The sequence below is a fragment of the Campylobacter concisus genome (assembly GCF_902460535.1).
In the GTDB taxonomy this organism is placed as follows: Bacteria; Campylobacterota; Campylobacteria; order Campylobacterales; family Campylobacteraceae; genus Campylobacter_A; species Campylobacter_A concisus_AS.
In genome coordinates this window covers 251,569-264,115 of sequence record NZ_CABPTV010000002.1, presented here as the reverse complement: position 1 = coordinate 264,115, position 12,547 = coordinate 251,569, and the positions used below count along the sequence as shown (strand labels likewise).

The 12,547-nt window shown below is 41.5% G+C and carries 16 protein-coding genes; 3 read left to right on the top strand and 13 right to left on the bottom strand.

From position 1 onward, the window contains the following. The first annotated feature begins 143 nt into the window (after positions 1-143). From moaC to FZ945_RS03015, 3 genes are read left to right on the top strand one after another with little or no spacing between them, the layout of a single operon-like run. Complete coding sequence (gene moaC / locus FZ945_RS03025; RefSeq protein WP_180997186.1) at positions 144-620, top strand: cyclic pyranopterin monophosphate synthase MoaC; 477 nt, start codon at positions 144-146, stop codon at positions 618-620. Beyond that, positions 595-861: an HP0495 family protein gene (locus tag FZ945_RS03020; protein ID WP_009295275.1), complete on the top strand. Its 267-nt coding sequence runs from the start codon at positions 595-597 to the stop codon at positions 859-861. The genes moaC and FZ945_RS03020 overlap by 26 nt, the downstream gene beginning before the upstream one ends. Positions 862-870: 9 nt before the next feature. After that, the gene (locus FZ945_RS03015; protein ID WP_148802367.1) at positions 871-2,109 is read left to right on the top strand and encodes a hypothetical protein; all 1,239 of its coding nucleotides are present in this window, start codon (positions 871-873) and stop codon (positions 2,107-2,109) included. 71 nt (positions 2,110-2,180) lie between these two features. On the opposite strand, the gene FZ945_RS03010 is transcribed toward FZ945_RS03015, so the two are convergent. The 13 genes from FZ945_RS03010 to rpsD form a co-directional block, all read right to left on the bottom strand. Further along, on the bottom strand, positions 2,181-2,975 hold the full coding sequence (locus FZ945_RS03010) for an undecaprenyl-diphosphate phosphatase (RefSeq protein WP_002941660.1): 795 nt from the start codon (positions 2,973-2,975) through the stop codon (positions 2,181-2,183). Positions 2,976-3,033: 58 nt separating this feature from the next. Continuing rightward, positions 3,034-4,944: a transketolase gene (tkt, locus tag FZ945_RS03005; RefSeq protein ID WP_148802365.1), complete on the bottom strand. Its 1,911-nt coding sequence runs from the start codon at positions 4,942-4,944 to the stop codon at positions 3,034-3,036. A gap of 107 nt (positions 4,945-5,051) precedes the next feature. Next, complete coding sequence (locus FZ945_RS03000) at positions 5,052-5,951, bottom strand: polyprenyl synthetase family protein (RefSeq protein ID WP_148802363.1); 900 nt, start codon at positions 5,949-5,951, stop codon at positions 5,052-5,054. Next, on the bottom strand, positions 5,948-7,057 hold the full coding sequence (locus FZ945_RS02995; RefSeq protein ID WP_148802361.1) for a DUF7488 domain-containing protein: 1,110 nt from the start codon (positions 7,055-7,057) through the stop codon (positions 5,948-5,950). The genes FZ945_RS03000 and FZ945_RS02995 overlap by 4 nt, the downstream gene beginning before the upstream one ends. Next, entirely contained in the window at positions 7,054-7,368 is a 315-nt protein-coding gene (locus FZ945_RS02990; RefSeq protein ID WP_002941513.1) for a YbaB/EbfC family nucleoid-associated protein, read from the bottom strand. Before FZ945_RS02990 ends, FZ945_RS02995 begins: the two co-directional genes overlap by 4 nt. A gap of 3 nt (positions 7,369-7,371) precedes the next feature. Further along, positions 7,372-7,719: an aspartate 1-decarboxylase gene (gene panD, locus FZ945_RS02985; protein ID WP_002941539.1), complete on the bottom strand. Its 348-nt coding sequence runs from the start codon at positions 7,717-7,719 to the stop codon at positions 7,372-7,374. A gap of 2 nt (positions 7,720-7,721) precedes the next feature. Beyond that, positions 7,722-9,005 (bottom strand): UDP-N-acetylmuramoyl-L-alanyl-D-glutamate--2,6-diaminopimelate ligase, encoded by a 1,284-nt coding sequence (locus tag FZ945_RS02980; protein WP_148802359.1) that lies wholly within the window; start codon positions 9,003-9,005, stop codon positions 7,722-7,724. Then, entirely contained in the window at positions 8,983-9,537 is a 555-nt protein-coding gene (locus FZ945_RS02975; protein WP_103640088.1) for a histidine kinase, read from the bottom strand. The genes FZ945_RS02980 and FZ945_RS02975 overlap by 23 nt, the downstream gene beginning before the upstream one ends. Next, positions 9,524-9,799 (bottom strand): NifU family protein, encoded by a 276-nt coding sequence (locus FZ945_RS02970; protein ID WP_002941565.1) that lies wholly within the window; start codon positions 9,797-9,799, stop codon positions 9,524-9,526. Before FZ945_RS02970 ends, FZ945_RS02975 begins: the two co-directional genes overlap by 14 nt. 137 nt (positions 9,800-9,936) lie before the next feature. Then, on the bottom strand, positions 9,937-10,191 hold the full coding sequence (locus FZ945_RS02965) for a substrate-binding domain-containing protein (protein ID WP_262367139.1): 255 nt from the start codon (positions 10,189-10,191) through the stop codon (positions 9,937-9,939). A gap of 312 nt (positions 10,192-10,503) precedes the next feature. Further along, positions 10,504-10,860: a 50S ribosomal protein L17 gene (gene rplQ / locus FZ945_RS02960; protein WP_002941584.1), complete on the bottom strand. Its 357-nt coding sequence runs from the start codon at positions 10,858-10,860 to the stop codon at positions 10,504-10,506. A gap of 11 nt (positions 10,861-10,871) precedes the next feature. Beyond that, entirely contained in the window at positions 10,872-11,888 is a 1,017-nt protein-coding gene (locus FZ945_RS02955) for a DNA-directed RNA polymerase subunit alpha (RefSeq protein ID WP_148802357.1), read from the bottom strand. A 14-nt stretch (positions 11,889-11,902) separates the two neighbouring features. Continuing rightward, entirely contained in the window at positions 11,903-12,529 is a 627-nt protein-coding gene (gene rpsD / locus FZ945_RS02950) for a 30S ribosomal protein S4 (protein ID WP_148802355.1), read from the bottom strand. Positions 12,530-12,547: the final 18 nt, after the last annotated feature.

The window sequence follows — 12,547 nt, the reverse complement described above, 5'->3', positions numbered from 1 at the left end:
ATCTAAATTTTTATTTTAAGAAATGGCAAATTTCAAAACAAGAATGCAAAAGCTCAAATTTTGGGATTAAAAAATATTTTTGCTTAAATTTCTTGTTGGGCTAAATTTGTTTAAATAGGCTATAATCTGCCAAAAAAGGAGAGATAATGCTAACACATTTAGATGAAAAAGACCGTCCAAAGATGGTCGATGTAAGCCCAAAGGATCCAACTAAAAGAGTAGCAACTGCTAGCGGGATCATCAAAATGAGCAAAGATGCTTTTAAGGCGATCAAAGAAAATACCGGCAAAAAAGGCCCAGTCATCCAAACAGCCGTTGTCGCTGCGATAATGGGTGCTAAAAAGACAAGCGAGCTAATACCTATGTGCCATCCACTAGCCATTTTGGGCGTAGATTGTGACATCGAGGAGCTGCCTGAAATTTGCGCTTTTAAGCTTTACGTGAGCGTAAAGATCGAGGGCAAAACAGGCGTTGAGATGGAGGCGCTAACAGGCGTGAGCGTGGGACTTTTAACCATTTATGACATGGTAAAAGCCATAGATAAAGGTATGGAGATCAGTAACATCGTACTAGAGAGCAAAACAGGAGGCAAAAGTGGCGAATATATGCGATCTAAATAATAAAAAGGCAAAAATCGACTACCCAACACACTGGGAGTACAAAGTGATATTTGATGCTGGCGTAAATGCCGAAGAGAAGGTAAAAGAGATAGTAAAAGATAGAGAATTTAAGCTAGTTTTTTCAAAATTTAGCAAGGATAAAAAATACGCTAGCTACGATCTAGCTGTGCTAGTTTTAAGCGAAGAAGAGAGACTGGAGATATTTTCAGCGCTAAAACACGAAGCAAAATACGTTTTATAAGGCAAAAATATGGATAAACTTGAACAAAATTTACGTGATTATAAAGATAGCGAGGGGCTACTAACTAGCATAAAAGCTCTTTGCAACGACTTTTTTAGGGACGTCTCAGACAAAGACGAAAACACACTGCCTGATCTTTTGAAGCAAAAGATGAACGAGCTTTACGACAAAATGGATAAAGAGAGCCTCATAAATGCTAAAAACCTAAAAAGCGCTATGGAGGGGATAAATCAGGCCCTAGTTAGCGGCGAAGAGAAGCAGCTTTATGAGCTATTTGATAAAAGAGATGAGATAAATAGAGCCATCGAGGCAAAGCGAGAAGAGATAAAAAATAGGCTAAAAATTTCATTTGAAGCGGCTGAAGAGGTCGTAAAGGATAGAGATTTTGGCGAAAAAGAGGAAATTTTAGAGCTTTTAAACAACGCCATTATCAGAGAAACAAGGATGCTTGGCATCTTAAAAGAGAGTGCTCAAATCGCCTTTTTAACAACACTTGAAGGCGCAAAGGATGTCGAAGAGACCGCTGGTGCGATAGCTAAAAATATGACCTACGCCGCGATAAGAGGCGGGGAGTTTAGCAAAGAGCGAATGTTTGAAATTTCAAAAAATATCATTAGTGCAGCTGGAAATTTAGCAAATGAGGGGCATATATTTGCAAAAGAGCTCATAAAAGGCGCGATAAATGGCACAAGAGATGGCATCTTAAGAGCTATTGAGAAGCTAAAAGATGAGGCGAAATTTGCTCCAGATGAGCTAAGGCTAAACTCACAGCTTTTAAATTTAAAAAACGTGGATGAAGAGTTCATAGCGCTTCTTAAAGAGCTTGAAAATGAATTTGATGGCGTGGCTAAAAGCGAGATTGAAAGCGTGATAAATAGCGAGCTTGATACAAATCTAGCAAAATTTAAACGCATAAGCGATCAAGCGATGGAGCAGATCAGCTCAAGGCTTGAGGAGCTAAAGTCAAACGGCGTTGCAAAGCTTATGAGCGAGGCAAACAATAAATTTGAAGCCCTAAAGCAAGAGCTAAACGACAAGAGCAAAAAGCTAAAGCTAAATTTTGACGCAAATGACAAGCTTGAAGGCCTCAAACAAGATATCGCAGAGTTTGAGAAAAAGGCGAACGACAAGCTTGAAGACATCAAACAGATGGATATAAAATCAGAAGCTAAGAAATTTGGCGACAGAGCATATCAAGCCGCAAAAGACTTCATAAACGTCATAAAAAAAGATAAAAAAGAGGAGTAAATTTGCCAAGCTTTTGGCAAATTTATCATTTTGGCTAGGTCTATCCAACCTAGCCCTTTTACAACTTAAATTTATAAAAACAGATAGAGCAAAAACGCACCCAAGATCAAGCGGTAGATGACAAAAGGTAGCATCCTGATCCTTGAGATGATCCCCATAAATAGCTTCACGCAGATATAAGCACTTACTGCACTTATGATGACGCCAAGGGCGATGTCGCTCCAAGGTAAGGCGTTTGGATCTTTGATAAGCTTGATACTCTCAAGTCCGCCAGCTAGGATGATGACAGGTATCGAAAGTAAAAATGAGAAATTTGCACTGCCTTTGTGGCTAAATCCTAAAAAAAGTGCTGCTGTCATCGTTATGCCTGATCTTGAGACACCAGGGATGAGCGCCACAGCCTGTGCTAAGCCTATGATAAGAGCAAATTTTATGGTCATTTCATATTCGCTTTTGTTTGTTGAGCGAAGATCAGCAAAGTAAAGTGCGATGCCAAAGATGATAGTTGTAACTGCGATCACAACGCCACTTCTTGCGTACTCTTCGATCACGTTGTTAAACAAAAGCCCAAAGATGCCAACTGGGATAGTGGCAAATCCCACGCACCAGACAAGCAAGCTATCGCCCACCATCTTTCTTTGTGCTATCGAGGCAAAAAAGTCGCGAAGTAGCTTAAAAATCGTATCTTTAAAATAAAAAAGTATCGCGCTTAGCGTACCAACATGCACTGCCACGTCAAAAGCAAGCCCTTGATCTGGCCAGCCAAGTAGCTTTGGCACCAAGATGAGATGAGCCGAGCTAGATATCGGCAAAAACTCGCTTATGCCTTGCACCAAGGCCAAAACGATAACGTGAGAAATTTCCATAAAATGCCTTTTTTGATTGTAGATTGCAGTTGGGGATTTTACTCCCCAAAGTTAAATTTTATATAAGTTCGCTAGCAAAATTTGCAAGCTTTTGCGGAGTAAATCCAAAGTGATCAAATAGCTCGTTCGCCTTGCCGCTGGCGCCAAAGCTGTTCATGCCATAAACTGCGTCGGCAAATTTATACCACTCATAGCCAGTTGCAGCCTCAACTGCGATGATCGTTGTGTTTTTATCTAAAATTCTAGCCACATACTCAGCTGGCTGCTCGCAAAGCAGGTCAAAACAAGGCGCTGATACGATATTTGCACCGATACCTTGCTCAGCTAGAAGTGCGGCTGCTTTTACACAAAGTGAGACTTCGCTGCCACTTGCTATAAATGTGACTTTCGCATCTTTTGCCGAGCTTAAAAGATACGCGCCATTACTAACCTCGCCAAATTCGCCTTTTGCAAGTGGGTCAAGCCCTTGGCGACTAAGCACAAAGGCACTTGGAGCGTTTAAATTTAGCGCCGCATGCCAGCTAGCTGCGTTTTCGTTGCCATCAGCTGGGCGGAATGTGTAGAAATTTGGCATAGCTCTAAATGTGCCAAGCTGTTCTATTGGCTGGTGTGTCGGACCATCTTCGCCAACGCCGATGCTATCGTGTGTGAAGACAAAAAAGTGCTTGATGCCCATTAGCGCTGCTATCCTCGCACTTGGCTTTAGATAGTCGCTGAAGATAAAAAATGTCGCTGAAAATGGCAAGAAAAGACCGTATCTAGCGATGCCGTTATTGATAGCTGCCATGGCGTGCTCTCTAATACCGTAGTGGATGTTTTTGCCATTTGGGAAGTCGCCCATACCCTTTAGCTCGGTCTTGTTTGATGGAGCAAGATCTGCACTACCGCCGATAAAGCCAGGGAGTTTTTTAGCTATCTCATTTAAAATGACATGGTTTGTATCTCTTGTGGCTAGCTTTTTGTCGCTAAAGTCTGGAAATTCGATCTTGCTAAAGTCTGGATTAAGAAGGGAATTTAGCAAATTTTTACCCTCAACACTTAATGCCTCGACCTTTTTGTTCCACATAGCCTCTTCAAGATCGCCCTTTTCTACCGCACCTCTAAATCTTAAAAGCACGTCCTCGTCAATGGCAAATTTCTTCTCAGGGTCAAAGCCAACTGCAGCCTTTGCCTTTTTGATGATCTCCTCGCCAAGTGGTGCTCCGTGGCTGTGGTGGCTACCCTCAAGCTCCATTGCGCCGCGTGCTATGTGCGTGTTTGCGATGATGAGATATGGCGACTCTTTCTCGCTAGCTTGCTCAAGTGCAAATTCGATCTGGTTGAAGTCATGTCCGTCGATGCGTGCGACCTCCCAGCCCTGCGCCTCAAACCTAGCCTTGACGTCCTCGCTAAATGCTATCGCTGTATCGCCCTCGATCGTGATATTGTTTGAGTCGTAGATGAGCACAAGGTTGTCTAGTCTTAGATTTCCTGCGATTGAACATGCCTCGTAGCTTATGCCCTCTTCTAGGTCGCCGTCGCCGCAAAGGCAGTAAATTTTATGATCGATGATTTTATTGTCTGGCTCATTTAGCACGTTTGCAGCGTATTTTTCTGCCATTGCTAGGCCAACTGCATTTGCTACGCCCTGACCAAGTGGGCCAGTAGCCACCTCAACGCCTGGAGTGTGAATTTCTGGGTGTCCTGGGGTGTTTGAGCCAAGTTGGCGGAAATTTTTAAGCTCATCTAAGCTTAGATCGTAGCCGCTTAGGTGCAAAAAGCTATAAACCAAGCTTGATGCGTGACCACCGCTAAAAACGAGCCTATCCCTGTTTAGCCATTTTGGATTTTTAGGGTTGTGTTTTAAAAAGTTGCTTAAAACCACCATGATATCAGCTAGGCCCATAGGAGCACCTGGGTGTCCGCTGTTAGCGTTTTGCACCATATCAGCGCACAAAAATCTTATAGTATCGGCTTGTTTTTTTAGCATATGATCTCCTTTTATTGCGTCAGATTATACAAAAAAGTGATTAAAACTTGCCTTGCATTTTTGCCCAAAATGTCTAAAAAGTGATATAAATTTACTAAATTTACGCACTATCTAAGGTGCTTGTCCGTAAGCTCCAAGATCATCTTTGCTATGCCAGTATCTATCTGTTTTAGCACCTCTTCTATCTGGCAAATTAGCTCATCTTTTTTCTTTTTTGCACCTTCAAGGCCAAGTAAATTTGTAAATGAATTTTTCGATAGGTCGTTATGCACGGGTTTTCCAGCGGCCACTTCGTCGCTTGTAAGGTCGATAATGTCATCTTGTATCTGAAAAGCAAGCCCAAGCTTTAGGCCGATATCATAAATTTTATCGCACTCTTTTTCGTCTAAATTTGCTATCACAGCGCCCATTTTTAGGCTAGCAGCGATGAGCTTTGCGGTTTTGTGGATGTGTAAAAATACTAGCTCATCAAGGCTTAGCATCTTGCCAGAGAGGCCAAATTTAGCCTTTGCTCTTTTGATGTCCTCTTTGTTTGTATTTTCAAAAAAACAATCAAGCGCCTGACCTAGCACCATGCCGCTAACGCCAGCATTTTCGCTTAAAATTTCCACGCATTTTATGCGTGTTTGCGCTGGCAAATCGGCGCGTGAAATTTCATAAAAAGCATGCGTATTTAGCGCATCTCCTGCAAGTATCGCAGTCGTTTCGTCGTATGTGACGTGAAGCGTTGGCGTGCCGCGCCTTAGGCTTGCGTTATCCATCGAAGGCAGATCATCGTGGATGAGCGAGTATGTATGCATCATCTCAAGCCCCAAAGCCACTCTCATAGCCTTTTGCGTGAGGCTTTTATCCACACTCTCCACCACGCCAAGAAGCAAAAGCGCCCTAAAGTGCTTACCTCCGGCCTTTAGCATAACGCCAAGCGTCTCCTCGTAGTAAGGGTGAAAGCTAGGCGCCTTTGGCAAATTTGCATTTAGAAATTTTACAAACTCCTCAAGCAGGCTCATTTTGGCACTCTTGCAAAGAACTGAAAGTCATTTCTGGTAAATAAAAGCACGAAATTTTGCAGGTCGCTTATCTTTTCTAAAAGCTCCTCGCGGTTGCTTACGCTCTCTTTGTTGTAGCCTAAAATTTTATCGCCTATCTTGATGCCAAAAATTTCTGCATTTGACTTTGGCTCGACCTTAGTAACGACTAAATTTTTATCGACCGTGATACCATAATCCACCAAAATTTTATCATCAAGCAAGCTCTCAGGCGACTTTGGCATGATGTTTAAATTTGGCAGATCAAGGCTTGAAGGGGCATCTATATCAAGGCTTTGGTTAAATTTCACATCCCCGCTTACTGGCACTTGAAAGAGTAGCTGCTCTCTATCGCGTTTTACGATGATGTCTAGTCTTGCGCCCTTTGGAGCAAAAAGTACCATCTCATTTAGCTCTCTTAGGCTCTTTGGCTTGATGCCATTTATACTAACGAGCTCATCATCAACCATCATCATCTTGCCGCGGCCCAGTGGATCAACAAGACCAACAAAAAATTTATCCTCTTTTTGCAAGAATTTCACGCCGATATCGCCGTAATAGACGTCATCGTAAGATACAAAGTGCTTTAAATAGCGGTTTGGTATAAATTTATCACCGCCCACAGCTATGCCTATCATCTTACAACAAGGTGTGTTTATCTCGCCAGTCGCGTTATACTCGAAGCTTAGCGTGTCAAAGTCGCCTAAATTTTGCCCTAAAGACTTGATGTGACCCATGACGGTGTTGTTTGAGTCGTTTAAAATTCCAACCCAAGTGCTCTTTTTTATGCGCTCCTCGTTGGTCTCATCAGCCATCACGACAGGGCTTAGCTCCTTGCTAGAGCGGACCAAAAAGAGCTGCAAATATGGGTCAAATTTGACATATTCACCAAGTGGAGCACCATCACTTTTTGGCACTGCGATCAAATTTTTAGTGATAGCCACGCCAAAGTGTTTATTAACTGAGACGATTGAGTTTTTGTTCTTTTCAAAGCAGGCGTTAAAGTCCTCTTGCGTAGGCCTAGGATCGGCATTTAGGCAAAGTGCTGATAGTAAAAAAGCAAGGGCAAATTTATATTTTAGTCTCATTTTATCCCCATCGAAGCAAGCCCGCCAAGCATCCTTGAAGCGGTGTTTTTCTTATCGGCCTCAACCGACTTTAGCACGTCATTTACGGCGCTTATTAATAAAATTTGCATGCTCTCTTTATCTTCAAGCAAGCTATCATCTATGCTGATATCAAGTATCTCACCGCTGCCGTTTGCTCTCACGCTAACTAGTCCGCCGCCACTTTTTGCGCCAAATTCTTTATTTTTGCTCTCTTCTTCCATCTGCTTGGCTTGCTTTTGCACATCCTCAAGCATCTGCCCCATCTTTGAAAAGTCAAATCCCTCAAACATCGCCTACTCCTTTATGATCTCGTTTTTGTTATTTACATGCACGATGGTTGGCTTAAATTTCTTAGCCTTTTTAAATTTCATACTAGCATACGCCACGATGATGACCACGTCGCCAACGCAAACCTTTCTAGCAGCTGCGCCGTTTAGGCAAATTTCGCCTTTTTTGCCCTTTATCACGTATGTGGCAAATCTCTCGCCGTTATTTACGTCTAAAATTTCAACCTTTTGATTTTCTATCAAATTTGCAGCCTTTATAAGCTCCTCGCCGATGCTGATCGAGCCAACATAGTTTAAATTTGCGTCTGTCACGACGGCTCTGTGGATCTTGCTAGCTAAAATTTCTATATTCATTTTTACCTCTTTAAAAGCTCAATTACAACTTCTTTGTCGCTAAATGGGTGCTTGACGCCCTTTATCTCCTGATATGGCTCGTCACCTTTGCCAAGTATGACAAGCGCCCAGCCAGGTTCTAGCTTGCTAATGGCTAGAGCGATCGCCTCTTTGCGGTTGGCGTTTCGTATCAAATTTTCATTTTGGCTCATGCCAGCGCAAATTTCATCGATTATGCTCTCTGGCTCTTCGCTTCTTGGATTGTCACTTGTAACGATGCAAATTCTTGCGTATTTTTGAGCTATCGCTCCCATTTTAGGGCGCTTTGTCCTATCTCTGTCGCCGCCTGCGCCAAAGACTGCGATCAAATTTAGATGTCTAAGCGAGTTTAGCACCTTTTCTATGCCATCTGGCGTATGAGCAAAATCTACGATGACTAGCGGATCGGTGCTAACGACCTCCATCCTACCGCTCACGCCTTTAAATTTACTTATCGCCTTTGAAAGTGTGGCCGCTTCTGGGCGCTCTAGCAGGCAAACAGCTCCAAGAGCGGCGATTAGGTTGTAGAGATTAAACTCACCTTGAAGGCTTGAGTCTATCTCCACATCGCCATTTGGCGTCTTGATGACTGCGTCTATGCCGTCTTTTAGCCCATAAACTATCGGCGCAAAGCTAGCTGGCTTTTTGAGCGCATATGTGTAGGCGTTTTTTGGGTTAAATTTAACTCCACCATCGTCAATATTTATGAGCTTTACGCTCTCATCGTCAAAAAAGCTTGATTTTACCCTAGCGTACTCCTCCATGCTCTTGTGGTAGTCTAGGTGATCTTGCGTTAGGTTTGTAAAAATTTTAAGAGCAAAATTTAAGCTCTCTATGCGTTTTTGAGCGATCGCGTGTGAGCTAACCTCCATCACGAAGTACTCACAGCCCTGCTCGCTGGCTGCTTTGAGGTATGAGAGCGTCTTTAAAATGGCACTTGTCGTAAGCGCCTTGTCATCTATCTGCTCGCCCTCTATAAAAGCTCCTCTAGTGCCACTTAGCCCGCATTTTTTACCTAAATTTCGTAGGGTCTCGTAGATAGCAGCAGCTGTCGTGGTCTTGCCATTTGTCCCTGTGATGCCAACTATCTTTAAGCTTTCATCTATTTTTAAAAGCTTTTTGCACTCCTCAAGGGTGATTATCTTAGCGCCATTTTTTACTGCGTCCTCTGCAAATCTCACATTTGCAGTGGTTTGCACAAAGTATGCACCCTGCTCGCACTCGTTTGAGTCATCTGTTATGAAGCTATTTTCTACTGATATTTTCATCGTTTTGTCTTTTTTGTATCTCTTTAAAAAGCTGATCTATACGCTCGTCGCCGCCAAACATCACCGCTGCACTCTCAAGGTAGTTCATGCTCATATCGATGAAGTCATTTTTTATCAAATTTCCTAAAAATTCCAAAAAATCGTCTTTGTTTGAGATCATCACCTTGGTTGAGAACATGATGTTTTCAAAGACCTTTTTAAAGCTGCCGTCCTTATAAACAGCCCTTTTAAAGTCCTCGTAGCTGATCGCGTCTTGCTCTTCAAAGTACTCGCTCTCCTCGTCTCTGGACTCTAAAATTTTTAAAATTTCCTCCACGCCCTCGTCGTCCTCGCCGGCTCTTACCTTCGCCATGTAGTAGTCAAACAAGAGCTTTGCCTCCTCGGCATTTTCCTCGCCAAGAGAGCAAATTTGTATCAAAAATAGCAGATCCTTCTCGCGTGTCTTCTCGTAGGCTAGCGAAAAGTAAAAGATCGCATCTTTAAATTTAGAGCGTTTGAAATATTTTATGCCTACTTTTTTATAATCCATCAATGTTAAATTCCTCGCCTATTGGGACGTTTATGACCTCAAGCTCTGGGTGAATGTCGATACGAAGCTGCCTTTCGATGCCGTATTTTAGCGTGGTCGTGCTAGCCGCACATCCGTGACAATGCCCTGTAAGCCTTACGTAAATTTTGCCATTTTTTATGCCAAGTAGCTCCATGCCGCCGCCGTCATTTTCAAGCATAGGTAGCACCTTTTGCAAACTCGCAGTCACTGGTTTTAAAAGCTCTTCATCACTAAATGGGATCATATTTTTTCCTTAAATTTTTTAGCTATTATAGCAGATAAAGTGCAAACAAACGTTTTCTAGGCTTTTGCTAGGGGGCGTTTTGGCTTTAAATTTTGGTGGTTTTTTGTGAGAAAAAAGGGCAAATTTGCCCTTTAAATTTAGTTTAGTAGAAGTGATTTTATATCTATTTTTTGCTCGATCATCTTACTTTCAAGCATAAATTCTTGCGTAGCCTCAAGCGCTTTTATATCTTCAGCCGTGATCTTTGGGCTAAAGTCGTACTGAGGATACATGCTCTTTACCGCCTCTATGCTAAGCCCGGTCTCTTCGGCCGTAAATTTAAGCGCCTCGTCCTCGTTTGCTTTGATGTAGTCTAAAATTTCGTCCTGAGCCTTTTTAAATTTCTCAACCACATCTTTATGCTTTTTATAAAACTCCCCCGAAAGAGTTAAAAATTTATAGGTATATTATAGGGATTTTGAGTGTATTAAACTTTACGTCATGATCATCTAGTTATTTTTTGGTTTAACGCCATTATATAAATTTGCATTAGCTACGTGCCATCACCTCAAACACTCCAAAAGTCAAAATTTAAAGCGTTTCAACTTGTAAATTTACTTGAAAACAGAAAGGAGAAATTTAAAAAGTTTTTTAAAAATAAAAATTTATAAAACGTAAAAAGATAAATTTAGAAAGAAAAGAGAGCCAGATAGGCTCTCTGGGGATTATTCAGCTACTAGCTCTATATAAGCCATCTCAGCTGCGTCGCCTCTGCGAACGCGAGTTTTGATGATCCTTGTATAGCCACCGTTGCGCTCTTTAAACTTTGGAGCTACTTCAGTAACTAGCTTATTTGTAGTCTCTTTGTCTTGCAAGGAAGCAAATACTGCTCTGTGAGCGTTAGAGTCGCCCTTTCTAGCTCTTGTTATCAGCTTTTCAACATAGCTTCTAAGCTCTTTTGCTTTTGGTAAAGTTGTCTCTATCTTTTCGCTTTTGATGATAGCTATCGCTAAATTCTTAAGCAATGCAGATCTATGAGATGACGTTCTACCAAGTTTGCGATATCCGTGTTTATGTCTCATCTATTGTCCTTTTATTCTTTTGCACTCATTTGTGATTTTAGCTCGGTTATTTTCTTTCTGAGTTGCTCTTTGCTATCTTTTAACACATCGACACCAACTGGATAGCCTATCTCTTCCATAACCGCTTTTATCTCTTCAAGAGATTTTTTACCTAAATTTTTAAGCTCTTTAAGCTCGTTTTCGTCCATCAACGCAAGCTCACCGATAAATCTAATCTCAGCCTTATCAAGACAGTTAAAACTTCTTGCGCTTAAATTTAGATCTTCTACACTAGAAAGCAGCTTTGAAAACTCGCCGCTTGCACTTGAACTAGCAACTGGAGCGCTAACATCAATATCTAAAATTCCTTTAAATACTGACATTTGCTGATACATAGCTTCTAAACAATTTTTAAAAGCTTCTACTGGACCAACTTGACCATCTGTTGTTATCGTAAATACGATCTTCTCGTAGTCTGGGTCATCTTCAACCAAGACGTTTTGTATCTCATAAACTGCTTTTTTAACAGGTGTAAAGAAAGCATCTAGTGCGATATACTCGTCTTCGATCTCTTCTCTGATCTCTTCACTAGGAACATATCCGATGCCTTTTTGAATGATAACTGAGAAATTTAACTCAGCATCTTCGTTGATGGTAGCAAGATATGCATCTGGATTAACGATCTCAACTAGATCGTTATTTAGGTCAGCGCCAGTTATCTCTTTTGGTCCTTTAAAGCTATACTCTATAACTTCACGCCCACTGCCGCTTTTTAACTTAAATCTGATCTTTTTCAAATTTATAATAAAAAACGCTACGTCTTCAAGCATGCCGCGCATACTATCAAATTCGTGGCTAACGCCTTTTATCTTTACACCAATAGGAGCAAAGCCTACCGTACTTGTGTAAAGAAGACGGCGTAGTGGGTGAGCCAAAGTAACAGCATAACCTGCTTCAAAAGGATATGCTGTAATGTTAGCAACATTTTCGCTAACACTTTTAACTTCAATTTCAGTTGGCATATAAGCTGATGTAGTAATCTTTCTCATCTTTATACCCTCTATTATTTCGAATAAAGCTCTACTATAAATCTTTCCTCAATAGGAATGATAACCTCTTCTCTTTCTGGATTTCTAGTGAAAATTCCAAATTTTTTCTCTTTTTCCACATCTACCCAAGCAACGATGCCAGTTTGAGCTGTAAGATCGATCGCACGAACGATTTGTGAATTGTTTTTAGATTTCTCAGCAACTTCTACTTTAGAGCCTGGTTCCACTCTGTAAGATGGGATATCCACTCTCTTGCCATTTACTAAAATATGTCCGTGAGTTACTAGCTGGCGAGCAAAACGACGAGTTGTTGCAAAGCCCATTCTGTAAACAACATTGTCTAATCTCTGCTCTAGTAGTTGAACCAAAAGAGCACCAGTGTTGCCCTCGCGGCGTGCTGCTTCTTGAAACAATCTTCTAAATTGTTTCTCTGAAACACCATACATAAATTTAGCTTTTTGCTTCTCACGAAGTTGTAAGCCATATTCGCTTATTTTTGCTCTTCTTTGTCCATGTTGTCCTGGCGCATAAGGTCTTTTTTCTAAAGCACTTTTACCAGCAAGTCTTCTTTCGCCTTTTAACGCAAGAGACACACCAAGACGTCTTTCTAATTTTTCAACAGGTCCTGTATATCTAGCCATAATAATTTCTCCTAATTT